Consider the following 14,458-nt stretch of genomic DNA (forward strand, 5'->3'; position numbering starts at 1 on the left):
ACTCCCCAAAGGCGGCAAGACAGGCACATGACGATCACCAGCGGACAGCGTCACGACGCCATAGCCTAGAAGGTTGGCCAGGAAGCCGTCACCAAGATGCCACGGCCAAAACGTCAAAGACAAAACGCCAAAGAGAGAGCAGCAGGGGTGGCTGGCGGCAGATCACGGAAGGGCGCACGGCGGCAGGGAACAAGAGGCATGCGCCTCACACCAAGAAGGGATTGACTTAACGTGACGAGGGAAAGCGCAACTCCCGGCCTGAGCAAGCCATCATGCTTGCCATTCAGCCGTCGTCCGCCTCGCTCTCGGCCAGCAGAGTATCCAGCGCATAACGGGCCTGATCCTGATTGAAACCTCGCCCCAGCAGATACTTGAGCCACTTCATCCGCACCTTGAACTCCTTGAGAACAGCACCATCGGTGCGGCGCTGCAACAGGGCAAGGGCCAGCTCGAACCAGTCCAGTTCGGGTTGATCAAACGCCAGCTCCAACTCGGTATCACTGAGCCCCTTGCGGCGCAGATCGAAGCGGATCTTGGTGGGACCATGCCCCTTGGCCGCTCCGGCCCGCACCGCCATGGCGCCATAACGCTCATCGGATACCCACTGGTGATCACGGCAATAATCGAGCACCGCCTGACTCACGGCCTCATCATAGCCCCGCTTGCGCAGGCGCATCAGCAGCTCGGACTCGGCACTCTCCCGCCTGCCCAGACTGCGCATGGCGTAGGCGCGGGCGGCGGCGAATATTTCTTCAAATGACAACTCAGGCTGTTCCGTCATGGCTCCCTCGCCCATAAAAACAAGGCCGGGGGTTAGCCCGGCCTGTCTGTTACTCAAATTCTTGTTCATCTTCGGGCTCAAGCTCGTCGAGAGCGGCCACTGGAGCTTTCTCGTTTGGCCCCCCGTCCTTGGCCAGCAGCAGCTCACGCAGTCTGGCTTCGATTTCGGCAGCCATCGTCTTGTTCTCGGCAAACAGCTTCATGACGTTGGCCTTGCCCTGGCCTATCTTCTCGCCATTGTAGCTATACCAGGCACCGGCCTTGTCGATCAGCTTGTGCTTGACGCCCAAGTCCACCAGCTCGCCCTCTTTCGAGATGCCGACACCATAGAAGATCTGGAACTCGGCCTGTTTGAAGGGCGGGGCCACCTTGTTCTTGACGACCTTGACACGGGTCTCGTTACCGACCACCTCGTCCCCTTCCTTGATGGCGCCGATCCGGCGGATATCCAGGCGTACTGAGGCGTAGAATTTGAGGGCGTTACCACCCGTGGTGGTCTCGGGGCTGCCGAACATGACGCCAATCTTCATACGGATCTGGTTGATGAAGATACACAGGCAGTTGGCATTCTTGATATTGGCAGTCAGCTTGCGCAGCGCCTGGGACATCAAGCGAGCCTGCAGGCCGACGTGGGAATCCCCCATCTCGCCTTCGATTTCAGCCTTGGGCGTCAAGGCGGCAACGGAGTCGACGATGATGACGTCGACCGCGTTGGAACGCACCAGCATGTCACAGATTTCCAGCGCCTGTTCGCCGGTATCCGGCTGGGAGATCAGCAGGTCATCGACGTTGACGCCCAGCTTGGCGGCATAGATGGGATCCAGCGCGTGCTCGGCATCGACGAAGGCACAGGTCTTGCCCTTCTTCTGAGCCTCGGCAATGACTTGCAGCGTCAGGGTCGTCTTGCCTGATGATTCCGGGCCATAGATCTCGACCACACGACCGCAGGGCAGACCGCCGATGCCGAGCGCCACGTCCAGGGAGAGGGAGCCGGTAGAGATGGCTTCAATGTCCATGGTCTTGCTGTCGCCCAGACGCATGATGGAGCCTTTACCAAACTGTTTCTCAATCTGACCCAGCGCTGCCGCCAGTGCCTTCTGCTTGTTCTGATCCATGCCAATCTCCGCTGGAAATCGTGATAAGGTGAAGTTGGGCTAAGTATACTGTCTATTCATACAGTATCAACCCCTTTTACTTGAGCAGGGCCAAGAGACCGGACAGGGCTTGTCTGATCGCCTGTTGTCGCACCTGATGGCGATCCCCTTCGAAACGGGCAAGCAGCGAGCGCTGACGCCCTCCCTGCTCGGCCCAGGCAAACCAAACGGTGCCGACCGGTTTATCCTCAGACCCCCCGCCCGGCCCCGCTATGCCGCTGATGGCGACGCTGATGCGGGCGTCGGATCGCGCCAGGGCGCCCCTCGCCATTTCCAGTACCACGGCCTCACTGACGGCGCCGTGACGCACCAGGCTGTCGACACTGACTCCCAGCATCTGTTGTTTGGCCTCATTGGTGTAGGTGACGAAGCTGCGATCGAACCAGACCGAGCTGCCCGCTACCTCGGTGATGGCATAGGCAACCCCGCCCCCGGTGCACGATTCTGCGGTGGCAGCCAGCCAGCCACGGCCGATGAGGGCCGGGCCCAGCTCCTCGGCAAGGCAAACAATCTCTCTATCAAGGGTCATGGCACCTCCCGTTATCGAGCCTGCATTATGCTATCCCGGCCCGGGCTATCGCAACAGAGTCAGCCTTGGGCACCATCAGGTTGGGTTCCCCCCATCCCCGCCTTCTGTGTAGAATGGCCCCCATAATAGCCGTATCTGCATAGGCCACTCGGCCACCATCCGGGATCGAACATGAACGCATTATCCGCCCAAACAGGGGCTCCCAACGCAGCCCTTAGCCAACATACGCCCATGATGCAGCAGTACCTGGGCCTCAAGGCCGAGAACCCTGAGATACTGCTGTTCTACCGGATGGGCGACTTCTATGAGCTCTTCTATGACGATGCCCGCCGGGCGGCGCAGCTGCTCGACATCTCCCTGACCAAGCGTGGTCAATCCGCCGGCACCCCCATTCCCATGGCGGGGGTGCCCTATCACGCCATCGAAGGCTATCTGGCCAAGCTGGTGCAACTCGGCGAGTCGGCCGCCATCTGTGAACAGGTGGGGGATCCGGCCACCAGCAAGGGGCCGGTCGAGCGCAAGGTGATCCGTATCGTTACCCCGGGCACAGTCTCCGACGAGGCGCTGCTCAACGAGCGCCAGGACAACCTGATCGCCGCCCTCTATCACGATGGTCGTCAGTTCGGTTTTGGCACCCTGGATATCAGCTCGGGCCGCTTCTTCATCAATCAGTTCGACAAGGAAGAGACGCTGCTTGCCGAGTTGCAGCGCACCAACCCGGCCGAGTTGCTCCATCCGGAATCTTTCGCGTTCATGCACCACATAGCGGGACGCCGCGGCCTGCGCCGTCGCCCCGAGTGGGAGTTTGAACTGGGCACGGCCCGCAAATTGCTGTGCCAGCAATTTGGCACCCAGGATCTGGTGGGCTTTGGGGTCGACAAGAGTGAGGTCGCCCTGTGCGCCGCAGGCTGCCTGATGCAGTACGTGAAAGACACCCAGCGCACCGCCCTGCCTCATATTCGCGGAGTCAGGCTTGAGCAACCGGATCACGCCGTCATCATGGATGCCGCGACCCGCCGCAACCTGGAGTTGACCCAGAATCTGGCCGGCGGCTACGAAAATACCCTGAGCGAAGTGCTGGATCGCGCCCAGACCCCCATGGGCAGCCGTTTGCTCAAGCGCTGGTTGCATCAGCCGATCCGCGATCGGGTGCTGCTGCGCGGCCGCCAGAGCACCATATCCGAGCTGATAGAAGCAAACCTCTATGACGAGCTGGGTGCCCTGCTGCGCCAGGTTGGCGACATGGAGCGGGTATTGGCCCGCCTCGCCCTGCGCTCCGCACGCCCTCGGGATCTGACCCGTCTGCGCCAGGCGTTCACCCAGCTGCCACACCTGCAAGCCTTGCTGGCAGGCAGCCAGCACGAAGCGGTGCAGCGACTGCGGGATCGCGCCGCCTGCTTCCCGGAGCTGCTGGATCTGCTGGAGCGGGCCATCATGGAGACCCCGCCTGTGCTGATCCGCGATGGCGGCGTCATCCGCGAGGGCTTCAACAGCGAGCTCGACGACATCCGCGATCTGGCCGATGGGGCCACCGCCGTACTGGGGCGCATCGAGGAGCGGGAGAAGCAGGAGACGGGCATCAACACCCTCAAGGTGGGCTACAACAGGGTGCATGGCTTCTTCATCGAGGTGAGCCGGGCCAACAGCCACCTGGTGCCCGCCCACTACATCCGCCGTCAGACTCTGAAAAACAATGAGCGATACATCATCGATGAGCTCAAAAAATACGAAGATCAGATCCTGACCGCCCAGAGTCGCGCTCTGGCCCTGGAAAAACGGCTCTATGAAGAGCTGCTCGACACCCTGCTGCCCCATCTCGCCGAGCTGCAAGAGTCTGCCGCCGCCCTGGCCGAGCTGGATGTGCTGGCCAACCTGGCGGAGCGAGCCGAGACCCTCAATTATCAGTGTCCGACCCTGACCGACGAGGATCAGATCCTGATCGAGGGCGGCCGCCACCCCGTGGTAGAGCAGGTCATGAAGGATCCCTTCATCGCCAATCCGGTCAGTCTGAAACAGGGCCGGCAGATGTTGATCATCACAGGCCCCAACATGGGGGGTAAGTCTACCTATATGCGCCAGACCGCCCTCATCGTGCTGCTGGCGCACATTGGCGCTTATGTGCCAGCCGACAGCGCCCGCATCGGTCCCATCGATCGCATCTTCACCCGCATCGGCGCCTCGGACGATCTTGCCTCGGGCCGCTCCACCTTCATGGTGGAGATGACCGAGACCGCCAATATCCTCAACAATGCCACCGCCCAGAGCCTGGTGCTGATGGACGAGATAGGTCGCGGTACCAGCACCTATGATGGTCTCTCCCTGGCCTGGGCCTGTGCCGAACAGCTGGCCAGCAAGATAGGGGCCTACACCCTGTTTGCCACCCACTACTTCGAGCTGACCAAGCTGCCCGAGCTGCTGCCAAACCTTGCCAACGTCCATCTGGATGCGGTGGAGCACGGCGACACCATCGCCTTCATGCATGCGGTGCAGGAAGGGGCGGCCAGTCGCTCTTACGGCCTGCAAGTCGCAGCCCTGGCCGGGGTGCCCAAGTCGGTGATCCATCAGGCGCGCCACAAGCTGGCCGAGCTGGAACGTGGCATCCCGCTGGTGACGGGCGAAGCGGGCAGCCTCCCTCCACCACAGCCCTTGCCACAGTCTCACCCGGCCGTGGAGGAACTGGCACAGATACGCCCGGATGACCTCTCCCCCCGCCAGGCCCTGGAGCTGATCTATCGCCTCAAGCAACTGCTCTGACAGCGGCGTGACTCCCAGAACGGGAGCAGCGCAAGCTCAAACAAAAGGGGAACCCAACGGGTTCCCCTTTTTTGGATGAGATGCCTGCATTCACAGGCATCAGGGCATTATCAGGTGCCCGGGCCTATCCGTTCCTTGAGGCTGATGTGGACCGAGCCATCGTGTCGTTTCAGGTTCTGTCGGTACTCGACCTGCCGCTGGCTCTCTTGCTTGAGACCGAGGATCAGCGAGTAGCACATGGCCAGCATGATCACCGAGAAGGGCAAGGCGGCGATGATGCTGGCGGCCTGCAAGGCAGCCAATCCTCCCGACATCAGCAAGATGGCCGCGACCAGCCCCTGACCTATGCCCCAGACGGCGCGGTGACGTATCGGCGGCTCGCTCTCACCAATGGAGAGCAGGGTCGTGATCACCAGGGTGCCCGAGTCACAGGAGGTGATGAAGTAGGTACAGATCAGCAGGGTCAGGATCCCCTTGGCAATCAGGCCCACAGTGCCCCAATCCAGCATGTCTACCGTCTTGTAGAGTGCCTGGGTCACATCCTGGTTGACGGCCTCGGCCACACCGCCCGCACCGAACAACTCCAGATGAATGGCGGTACCGCCAAACACCGTCAGCCAGAACATGCCTAACAGAGAGGGCACCAGCAGCACGCCCAGGATGAACTCACGTATGGTACGCCCCTTGGAGATGCGGGCGATAAACATGCCAACAAAGGGGGCCCAGGCAATCCACCAGCCCCAGTAGAAGGCGGTCCAGGAGGATTGCCAGGCAGAGGTGCCGTTCGCCTCGGTGTTGGTCCAGAAACTCAACTTGATGAGGTTTTGCAGATAGTCACCGATGTTCTGCACATAGGAGTTGAGGATGTAGGTGGTCGGCCCCATCACGACAAACACCAGCAAGATCAGGATGCTGAGCCAGACGTTGAGCTCAGACAGTATCTTGACCCCACGCCCCACCCCCGAGACTGCCGACAGGGTAGCGATGAGGGTGATACCCGCAATGAGCCACAGCTGGTTGGTCTGGGAGACGTCCATCCCAACGAGCTGATTGAGACCCGTGTTCATCTGGGCAACCCCCAGGCCGAGGGAGGTGGCGACTCCGAACACGGTACCGAACACCGCCAGCACATCGGCGGCATGACCCCAGAAGCCATATATCCTGTCACCCAGGATCGGGTAGAGCACGGAACGAATGGCCAGGGGCAGCTTGCGTCTATAGCTGAAAAACGCCAGGGAGAGACCGACAATCGCGTAGATGGCCCAGGGGTGCAGACCCCAATGATAGAAAGTAACCCGCATGGCAATCTGCGCCGCCTCGGGGGTCATGCCCTTTTCGATGAAAGGGTTGGCCTGCAGGTGGAACATCGGCTCGGCGATGCTCCAGAACACCAGCCCTATCCCCATGCCGGCACTGAACAGCATGGAGAACCAGGCGAAGTAGCCATACTCGGGCTCCTGATCATCATCCCCCAGGCGGATGCTGCCAAAGCGGCTGAACATCAGATAGATGGCAAAGAACAGGAAGAGCGCCACCACCAGGATGTAATACCACTTGAAGCTGGCGATGATGGTGTCTTTGGCGCCACTGAACCAGGATGCCGCCGTGTCCGGATCGAAGACCCCGAATAGCAGGAAGAGGGTGATCACGGTCAGGGCCGTGGTCGCCATGGTTGAATTAAGGCCTTTGAATATCCCTTTGGTCGCTCTCATTGACCCTCCTTAGTCTTGATTGTAAAAATCTTCACCGACATGGTCACCGGCGCCGCCGATGGCCCGATAGACCAGCTTGCCGGCACTGTCGTCACGATGATCGACCAGACTGACCGAAGGCTGACCATTTACCGCATGGCGTTTGCCAAGGAAGATCGCCATGGGGATACCGATGTTGGAGATACCGCTACTGATCCAGAGGCGGTTGAAGTCATAGCTACCGCCAATGAACTCGAGCTGGGCCAGACCGTTGTCCAGACCGGAGAGGTAGAAGTTCATGGCGCTCTCATTGGGGAACAGGTGCACCAGCACATAGGCATACCGCATCTCGTTGACCAGCTCCTTGAGGGTGAAGCGGCCGGTGTTGGTACAGGAGAGAGGGAGCTCACCATCATAGTGGTGTACTTTGAGGGTGTTAGGATCCTCATCGTAACGGGGTTGATAGCGAATGAACGCAGAGGTGTCGGGCAACTCATAGCGCACACGCACCACGGTTAACTCGCTAACCAGAGACTTGATGTCCAGATCGTTTGTCATCATCTTGTTCCTCAAATATCAGGTTTAAATTTGGTAAAGGCCGCATAAAATACCATAAAAATGCTTTGAGCTGAAACTAAGTCATTCATAGGCCGCTTGACCCAAGCATTGATTAGTTCGAGAATCTGCTCCCAACAACGCCTCTTTAGTGGTCTGATACCATGGAAAAACATGATGAAGTCTTGGTCGCGCTGCGCCAAATCATTCGAGCCATCGATATGCACTCGAAGCGGTTGATCAAGGAGGCGGGTCTAACGGCACCACAATTGTTGCTGCTCAAAGGAATAAATGAGTTGGGGCAGATCTCGATGCGCCAGCTGGCCAACCACACCAATATGAGTCAGGCGACCGCCACCACCATCATGGACAGGCTGGAAAGCCGCGGTCTGGTGCAGAGAATTCGCAGCCAGACCGATAAGCGCAAGGTACATGCCACCCTGACCGAACAGGGTCAATTGCTGCTGGCTCAGGCTCCGACCCCTCTGCAAGTCCACTTTATTCAGCGCTTTCAGGCGCTGGAAGTGTGGGAGCAGACCCTGCTGCTCTCTTCCCTGCAACGCATCTCCCACATGATGAATGCCAGCGGCATAAATGCCGCCCCCGTGCTGAGCGTGAATCCCCTCACCGACTGAACGGCGCATATGAAAAAAGCCCCGTCGGGGCTTTTTTCAATCTCATCACACTATCGTCTTACTCTTCCAGCGAGATACCGATATTGGAGACGCCGTCCTGGGCCGCAAAGGCTTTGATGGCGAGGATCCGGTCGCTGTCACGCTCGTGAGCGACCCGCTTGAGCAACTCGACCTGGAACTCCAGTTCCGCCTCCATGTATTCATGCTCGTAGAGCTCTTCTTCGGTGAGATCCCGCTCTTCCAGCAGCTCGATGAAACCGGCTACCGTCCCGACCGAGGCGTGACTGGCATCCATGGCCTCTTCGCCCACCCGGCAGATCACCGAGTTATAGGCGCAGCCCAAGGCCACGCAGGCATCCAGTGCCGGATAGGCGCCGTAGGATTCGAATTTGCCTGGCTCGGGGATATAGACCTCAAACGCCTCCAGAATAGCCCCCAAGTTGACCCGGGAGCTCTTGACCGTGAGGTAGCTCCACATCTGATCCAGGGCATGGCGATAGGCCTTGGCATCACCAAAGCCCGAGGCCTGGGCGAACAGGGCATAGTTCGGATACATACGCTCGGCCAGGGCCAGGGTATAGACGGTTTGCTGCCAAGGTTGTAACTCGGCCAGTCGCTTATAAAACTTGTCACCAAACACGGCAGGAGATCCTTCATAAAATGTGGGGCAGATTGTAGCCCACGGGGGACGCGGCGAAAACGAAAAAGCGAGCTGGTCGACGTTGTTGCCCTGGCAAGTCGGGTAAGATGAAGAGAGCGGCCTCCCCTCCCTCGCCGCGCGTCTTATGAGGAATTCGCCAATGAGCCAACGTACCCTGCTGCTGCTCAGTCAGGACAATGCCCACTACCAGCGCCTGTTGCAGGCCGCTCGCCTGCCGCATCTTCGCATCCTGCGAGCCGACAGCCCAAGTGAGGCAGAGCCCCTCATCGGCGAGGCTCACATCCTGCTCGCCGAGCCTGCTCGTGCCAAACCCTTGCTGGCCCGGGCACACAAGCTGAGCTGGCTGCAATCGAGCTACGCAGGCGTTGATGTACTGCTGGGCAACGATTGCCGTCACGATTATCAGCTCACCAACGTGCGCGGCATCTTCGGCCCCCTGATGAGTGAATATGTGTTCGGCCACCTGCTCAGCCTGACTCGTCATCTGCCCTGCTACCAAGAGCAGCAGGCGCAGCAGCATTGGCAGAGCCACCCCTATCAGGGACTCAAGGGCAGGACACTGCTGGTGCTTGGTACCGGCAGCATAGGCCAGCATATCGCACAGACCGGCAAGCATTTCGGCATGCGGGTGCTCGGTGTCAGTCGCAGTGGTCATGAACGGGCGGGCTTTGATGAGGTGTACCAGCTGGCCGCCCTCAATCGAGTACTGGGCCAGAGCGATGTGATAGTGAGCGTGTTGCCAGCGACCCGCGAGACGCACCATCTGTTCACCCGGGAGCGCTTCGAACACTGCAAGCCCGGCGCCATACTGTTCAATGTCGGTCGTGGCAGCGCTATTCACACTCAGGATTTGCTCGCTGCCCTGGCGAGCGGCAAGCTTGCCCAGGCAGTACTGGATGTCTTCGAGCAAGAACCCTTGCCCGCCGACAGCACGCTCTGGTCGACCCCCAACCTCATCATCACTCCCCATAACAGCGCCTACAGCTTTCCCGAAGACGTGGCCCAGATTTTCGTGCGCAACTATATCCGCTTCATCGATGGCCAGCCTCTGGATGGTCGCATCGACTTCGACAAGGGCTACTGAGCCCCCAAGCCCGAGGCGGGACAGCCGCCAATAAAAAAGAGCCCGACGGGCTCTTTTTCATGGCAATCAGAGGGATCTTGGCCGTCACGGGAACTCAGCTCACCAAGAGCTCTTTCTTGTAAGACTGAACCTTGGCCAGGAACTGGCGCTTGGCCTTGCCGCTCAGAGCTTCGGACATGGGCAACTTGACCGTCATGGGGTTAACGGGGCGGTTGTTGAGTCGTACCTCATAGTGCAGATGCGCCCCCGTGGATCGCCCTGTGTTGCCGGACAGAGCTATCCTGTCCCCCATCTTCACCCGCTGACCCGGTTTGACCAACAGCTTGCTCAGGTGCAGGTAACGGGTGCTCAGGGTGCGACCATGCTTGATCACCACATAGGTGCCAGCCAAGGGGTGACGGGTCGCCTTGACGACCACGCCATCCCCGGTTGCCAACACGGCCGTGCCGACCGGTACAGCGAAATCCGTACCTTCATGAGGGCGCACCATGCCAGTGATGGGATGGCGGCGGGCCGGGTTGAAGGTCGAGCTGATGCGATAGCGGCTGTGGGTTGGATAGCGGCGGAAACCGCGCTCCAGGCTCTGTCCCTGGGCATCGTAATAGTTGCCATCTTCCGCCAGCCAAGCGGAGAAACTCTTGCCATTGCTGAGTACTTCGACCCCGAGCAGCTGGCTGTTGCCGGTATTCTTGCCCTGCACCGTCTCCTGCTGCATCAATACCTTGAACTTGTCGCCCTTCTTCAGATCGCTGGCAAAATTGAGGCGCCACTGAAACAAGTTGGCAATCTTCTTGATGTGACTGGCCGGGACGCCGGCATTACGGGCGCTGACGTAGAAACTGCCATTGATGACGCCATTGAAGTTCTGCTTCTGCCACTCCACGGCCTCGGTGACCATGTTGGCACTGTAGTTGTCATCGACCCGCTTGAGCTCAAGAGACTGCTTGATATTGAGCCGGATCTTCATCTCTTGCAGTATGTTGTCCTGATCGATCAGCAGCTCTATGGTCTGCCCTGGCTTGAGGCGGGCCAGATTGTTCTTGCTGTCTGCATCCAGCACCTTGTACAGGGTGGTGGTCGACAGGCCAAGGGTGTTGAAGATGGTAGTGAGGTTCTCACCATTGCGTACCCGGTAGTCTTGCCACTCGGGGCCAGTATCGGCGGGAATGTCATCCTCGGGAGCCACGGGATCGATCAGCTCATGATCCGGGATGGCGTTAAATTCGGTGTTGTCTTCATTGGTGGCGGTGCCATGAGCCGAAATGGGCAGTTCCAGGCGCAGTGGGCGCTCCAGAATATCCCCTGGCGCAGGCAGTATGGCCACTGCCGACAGGGTCAATCCCGTCAGCAACAACATGGCATAAAAATGTTTGCGGGGAACCGGTGGTTCCCAGTTGGCAGCACTGGCTACCAAGGGACGAAGACGTTTCATCCGCTATCCTGTCATTAGTTCTGAGAGTGTTATTGGGTCGTGTCGTTGTTATAAATTCGCATAAAGCTGCACATTCGACCCATGATTTCGTGAAAAGTTCACTGCAAGACGCACCAAAAACACATTTTATTCATAACCTGTGGTTTTTGGCAGAAAATATCATCACTTTTCTCCCATTTTTTCCTACTTTTAAGAACCAGATCAGATCCTGATCGACCCGCCAAGGGCCATGTTGCGCAACTTTTTCCAGGGAGTGGATATGTCGTTAGCGAAATTGTTAAACAGGATCATCCTCGTCCTGTTTCTGATTGGCGCCGCTCTACTGTTCATGCTCGAAATCACCACGGTCCGCCAATCCATCCTCGACCAGATGTCGGCCAATCTTGAAACGGCCATCACAGCCCTCGGTCTGGTGTTGCAGGGCACCTTGCTCAATGAAGACAAGGTATTGGCTGAAACCATCGTCAATGCCATGTTTGACGGTGGCTTCGTCAGTGCCATCACCCTAGTCGACCCGGATGGCCAGATGCTGTTCCACAAGGTCTTTACCAGTACCCAGCAGAGTATCCCGGCTTGGTTGCCCAGTCTCATCGCCATGCCGCCAGTCAAGGTCGAACAGGAGTTGACCGACGGCTGGCGCATGCTGGGGACACTGACGCTGGAGGGACACAGTGGCTACGCCTACCAACACCTGTGGAATGCCGTCAGCCGCACTGGCCTGGCGCTGCTGGGCGGCCTGATCGTCTTCAGCCTGCTCATTCCCTGGATCTGCAAGCGTCTATTGCGCCCACTCACCGAGATCAATCAGCAGTTGGGCCTGATCCGCAAGCGTCAATATGGCGCTGAGTTGCCCATCCCTTGGCTCAAGGAGCTCAAGGAGGTGGCCAGCTCGGTCAACCAGCTCGTCTCGGAGCGCAAACGGGACATGCTGCAACAGCGGCTCAAGATCACCCAGCTAGGCAAGCAGCAGGAGGCAAGCAGTCATCTTCCCCTGATCAACCTTCACCCTGTGGATGAGGAGTGGCAACAACAGCATTTTTACTCCACCCAAGGGGACATACTGCTCTATCGGCGCTTGTTGCCCCGCCAACCATTCTCTGGCGAGATGCCTCTCATCAAGTTGCAGCAAGCCATCACTTACTGGCTAGGTCAGGAATGTGAAGGGCTCTCCCTGCCGCTCAGTCTGCTCAGCCATCCTCAATGGTCCCAATTGCAGAACGAACTCATCAAGGCGTCCAAGGGGAGATTCGTCGACTGGCGTTGGGATATAACCACCCTGCCAGCCAGTGCCATGACCACCTTCATGGCACTGGAAGGCGCGGGACTGGAGTTGGCCTTTAGCGGCATTCCCATCAACAACGAGGTGCTGAACCAGCTCGACCCTGTCTATCCCGCGTTCATCAGCCTTGCTGTCACCAACTCTCCCCTCTACTGGAATCTGGTCAGCCAGAGTCTCCATGGATCCGGCTATACCTTGCTGGCAGAGGCCAGCTCCATCACTGACATCAGCATATTGCGGGCCTGGGGTATCGATGGTTACGCCACGGGAGCATCATCATGAAAATCCTGCCCCTGCTCCCCCTGCTACTGGTGCCATCCCTGCAGGCAGCCACCCACATCGAGATAGGAACGGGATCCGAACAAGGCATCTATTACCAGATGGCCAAGGAGTTCTGCCGCCTGGCCCATGAGCAGGATGAGAGCCTCAGCTGCCGACCCAAGGCAACAGCGGGATCCCTGGAAAACCTGAAGCAGTTGAAAGAAGGGGAGAGTGACTACGCCATAGTCCAGTCAGACTGGCTATTTCAGGCCAGCAAAGGGATCGGCGCCTTTGAAGGGGCTCCTCAAGCTCACTTGAGAACCCTGTTCGCCACTCACGCCGAGCCCTTCACCCTGGTGGTTCGGGCCGATGGCGATATCACTCGACTCGAACAGCTCAAACTGGCACCTATCGACTTTGGTTTGAAGCATTCGGGCACCCGCAAGACGGCACTGGCGCTGATGGCACTACTGGGCGTCAAGGAGCAGGATCTCGATCTGAAGAGCGTTGCCAACTTGCCAGAATCCTTGTGCAACAAGCAGATTGATGCTTTCGCGCTGGTGATAGGCCATCCCAACCGCATGACCCTGGAAGCGGCGAAACGCTGCCCCATTACCTTTTTGTCCATAGAGGGCGAGCTACGCGATCGGTTCATCAAGGGCCTCCCCTACTATCAGCGCAGCCAGATCCCGGCACGCATCTATCCGGGTAACCCCAAGCCAGTCCCAACCTTCGCCATCGCAGCAACCTTGGTCAGTCGGGAGGATGTCCTGGAGGATCAGGTCTATCGGCTCACCAAAGCCATGCTGAATCAACAGATCCCGTTCAACGAACAGACATATGGCTACGCCAATCTGTTTCACAGATCGCGCAACAAGATAGGTCCGGTGCTGATGGCGCCGCAGCATCCCGGAGCCGCCCGCTATTTTGCGGAGCTCAAGGCGGCTGGGAAGTTATAGCTGGCGGCGGGGGGAGCGCAGATGCTCGCTGGAGAAGCGGGTTTTCATGGAGGTCCACTGGGCCAGTCGATCGGCACTGCCCGCCAGGGTTCCATCACGGCGTGATTTCATGACCCAGATGCTCTTGGCATCGAAGCTGTAGACGGGAATGAGATCGGGACGTTTACTGCCTGGCAATATGCTGCTTTTGATGTTGTCCAGCACCAAAGGGTCGGCCTTGGGAGTGGGGAAGTAGAGCGTCACCATATGAAACGCGTTGTAATCAACCGCCTTGACATAGGCGAGACGCAGTTTCTTCTCTTCAACACCCAGCTCCATCAGGGTGTAATACTTGGCAATGCTGTAATCCTCACAATCCCCTCCCCGGGCACCAATGAATTCGAGCGGGTTGGCCCAATAATCATCCATGCCCCACAACCTGGGATCCTCACTATAAGTGAGATTATTGAAATAGTTGTTTACCAAGACAATTTTCTGCTGATCAGTGGTGCCAGCCCGAGGGCTCAGCAGACGGGCATACGCCTCTGCCCGCTTCACTGCCGCCTTGCCATAGACATCGGCCATCTTGGCTTGCAACTGGGGTTCGGCCAGATAGGTGGAAAGCTGGGAAGCCTGCAGTGGCAAGCTGGCCAGCAAGCCACTGCATATCAACAGAGAGATCCTTCTCATTTAAATGGTGCTCAT

At 58.6% G+C, this 14,458-nt stretch carries 13 protein-coding genes; 5 read left to right on the plus strand and 8 right to left on the minus strand.

Annotated elements, in window-relative coordinates; translation table 11 throughout:
- Nucleotides 1-283: 283 nt before the first annotated feature.
- From BN1130_RS09305 to BN1130_RS09315, 3 genes are all read right to left on the minus strand, one after another.
- Nucleotides 284-781 (minus strand): regulatory protein RecX, encoded by a 498-nt coding sequence (locus BN1130_RS09305; protein WP_084218173.1) that lies wholly within the window; start codon nucleotides 779-781, stop codon nucleotides 284-286.
- A gap of 49 nt (nucleotides 782-830) precedes the next feature.
- Nucleotides 831-1,895 carry a recombinase RecA gene (gene recA / locus BN1130_RS09310; protein WP_042041645.1) on the minus strand — a complete coding sequence of 355 codons (1,065 nt, stop codon included), beginning with the start codon at nucleotides 1,893-1,895 and terminating at the stop codon, nucleotides 831-833.
- A gap of 76 nt (nucleotides 1,896-1,971) precedes the next feature.
- On the minus strand, nucleotides 1,972-2,463 hold the full coding sequence (locus BN1130_RS09315) for a CinA family protein (RefSeq protein ID WP_042041646.1): 492 nt from the start codon (nucleotides 2,461-2,463) through the stop codon (nucleotides 1,972-1,974).
- Nucleotides 2,464-2,634: 171 nt separating this feature from the next.
- Here BN1130_RS09315 and mutS point away from each other — a divergent pair, with 171 nt between their 5' ends.
- Nucleotides 2,635-5,217: a DNA mismatch repair protein MutS gene (gene mutS, locus BN1130_RS09320; RefSeq protein ID WP_042041647.1), complete on the plus strand. Its 2,583-nt coding sequence runs from the start codon at nucleotides 2,635-2,637 to the stop codon at nucleotides 5,215-5,217.
- 110 nt (nucleotides 5,218-5,327) lie between these two features.
- Here the strand turns inward: mutS and BN1130_RS09325 are convergent, their stop codons facing one another.
- Nucleotides 5,328-6,929: a BCCT family transporter gene (locus BN1130_RS09325; RefSeq protein ID WP_042041648.1), complete on the minus strand. Its 1,602-nt coding sequence runs from the start codon at nucleotides 6,927-6,929 to the stop codon at nucleotides 5,328-5,330.
- A gap of 9 nt (nucleotides 6,930-6,938) precedes the next feature.
- Complete coding sequence (locus BN1130_RS09330) at nucleotides 6,939-7,466, minus strand: hypothetical protein (RefSeq protein WP_042041649.1); 528 nt, start codon at nucleotides 7,464-7,466, stop codon at nucleotides 6,939-6,941.
- A gap of 161 nt (nucleotides 7,467-7,627) precedes the next feature.
- Between BN1130_RS09330 and BN1130_RS09335 the strand changes: the two genes are divergently transcribed.
- Nucleotides 7,628-8,098, plus strand: coding sequence for a MarR family winged helix-turn-helix transcriptional regulator (locus tag BN1130_RS09335; protein ID WP_042041650.1), 471 nt, complete (start codon nucleotides 7,628-7,630; stop codon nucleotides 8,096-8,098).
- A gap of 58 nt (nucleotides 8,099-8,156) precedes the next feature.
- Here BN1130_RS09335 and BN1130_RS09340 read toward each other — a convergent pair whose 3' ends face one another.
- A complete protein-coding gene (locus BN1130_RS09340) occupies nucleotides 8,157-8,738 on the minus strand; it encodes a YjaG family protein (protein WP_042041651.1) in 582 nt (193 codons plus the stop codon).
- A gap of 160 nt (nucleotides 8,739-8,898) precedes the next feature.
- On the opposite strand from BN1130_RS09340, the gene BN1130_RS09345 reads away from it, so the two are divergent.
- On the plus strand, nucleotides 8,899-9,843 hold the full coding sequence (locus tag BN1130_RS09345; protein ID WP_042041652.1) for a D-2-hydroxyacid dehydrogenase: 945 nt from the start codon (nucleotides 8,899-8,901) through the stop codon (nucleotides 9,841-9,843).
- 94 nt (nucleotides 9,844-9,937) lie between these two features.
- Here the strand turns inward: BN1130_RS09345 and mepM are convergent, their stop codons facing one another.
- On the minus strand, nucleotides 9,938-11,275 hold the full coding sequence (mepM, locus tag BN1130_RS09350; RefSeq protein WP_042041653.1) for a murein DD-endopeptidase MepM: 1,338 nt from the start codon (nucleotides 11,273-11,275) through the stop codon (nucleotides 9,938-9,940).
- 259 nt (nucleotides 11,276-11,534) lie between these two features.
- Here mepM and BN1130_RS09355 point away from each other — a divergent pair, with 259 nt between their 5' ends.
- Entirely contained in the window at nucleotides 11,535-12,836 is a 1,302-nt protein-coding gene (locus tag BN1130_RS09355; protein WP_042041655.1) for a LapD/MoxY N-terminal periplasmic domain-containing protein, read from the plus strand.
- Nucleotides 12,833-13,774 carry a TAXI family TRAP transporter solute-binding subunit gene (locus BN1130_RS09360; protein ID WP_042041657.1) on the plus strand — a complete coding sequence of 314 codons (942 nt, stop codon included), beginning with the start codon at nucleotides 12,833-12,835 and terminating at the stop codon, nucleotides 13,772-13,774. The genes BN1130_RS09355 and BN1130_RS09360 overlap by 4 nt, the downstream gene beginning before the upstream one ends.
- On the opposite strand, the gene BN1130_RS09365 is transcribed toward BN1130_RS09360, so the two are convergent.
- Nucleotides 13,769-14,443, minus strand: coding sequence for a transglutaminase-like cysteine peptidase (locus BN1130_RS09365; protein WP_042041659.1), 675 nt, complete (start codon nucleotides 14,441-14,443; stop codon nucleotides 13,769-13,771). The two genes, BN1130_RS09360 and BN1130_RS09365, sit on opposite strands and share 6 nt — an antisense overlap.
- Between the last annotated feature and the right edge of the window lie 15 nt (nucleotides 14,444-14,458).

The sequence above is a fragment of the Aeromonas rivuli genome (assembly GCF_000820045.1).
GTDB lineage: Bacteria > Pseudomonadota > Gammaproteobacteria > Enterobacterales > Aeromonadaceae > Aeromonas > Aeromonas rivuli.

Coding starts and splice junctions, on each gene's coding strand:
- BN1130_RS09305 (WP_084218173.1), bottom strand. CDS start 781: ATGACGGAACAGCCTGAGTTGTCATTTGAAGAAATATTCGCCGCCGCC.
- recA (WP_042041645.1), bottom strand. CDS start 1,895: ATGGATCAGAACAAGCAGAAGGCACTGGCGGCAGCGCTGGGTCAGATT.
- BN1130_RS09315 (WP_042041646.1), bottom strand. CDS start 2,463: ATGACCCTTGATAGAGAGATTGTTTGCCTTGCCGAGGAGCTGGGCCCG.
- mutS (WP_042041647.1), top strand. CDS start 2,635: ATGAACGCATTATCCGCCCAAACAGGGGCTCCCAACGCAGCCCTTAGC.
- BN1130_RS09325 (WP_042041648.1), bottom strand. CDS start 6,929: ATGAGAGCGACCAAAGGGATATTCAAAGGCCTTAATTCAACCATGGCG.
- BN1130_RS09330 (WP_042041649.1), bottom strand. CDS start 7,466: ATGACAAACGATCTGGACATCAAGTCTCTGGTTAGCGAGTTAACCGTG.
- BN1130_RS09335 (WP_042041650.1), top strand. CDS start 7,628: ATGGAAAAACATGATGAAGTCTTGGTCGCGCTGCGCCAAATCATTCGA.
- BN1130_RS09345 (WP_042041652.1), top strand. CDS start 8,899: ATGAGCCAACGTACCCTGCTGCTGCTCAGTCAGGACAATGCCCACTAC.
- mepM (WP_042041653.1), bottom strand. CDS start 11,275: ATGAAACGTCTTCGTCCCTTGGTAGCCAGTGCTGCCAACTGGGAACCA.
- BN1130_RS09355 (WP_042041655.1), top strand. CDS start 11,535: ATGTCGTTAGCGAAATTGTTAAACAGGATCATCCTCGTCCTGTTTCTG.
- BN1130_RS09360 (WP_042041657.1), top strand. CDS start 12,833: ATGAAAATCCTGCCCCTGCTCCCCCTGCTACTGGTGCCATCCCTGCAG.
- BN1130_RS09365 (WP_042041659.1), bottom strand. CDS start 14,443: ATGAGAAGGATCTCTCTGTTGATATGCAGTGGCTTGCTGGCCAGCTTG.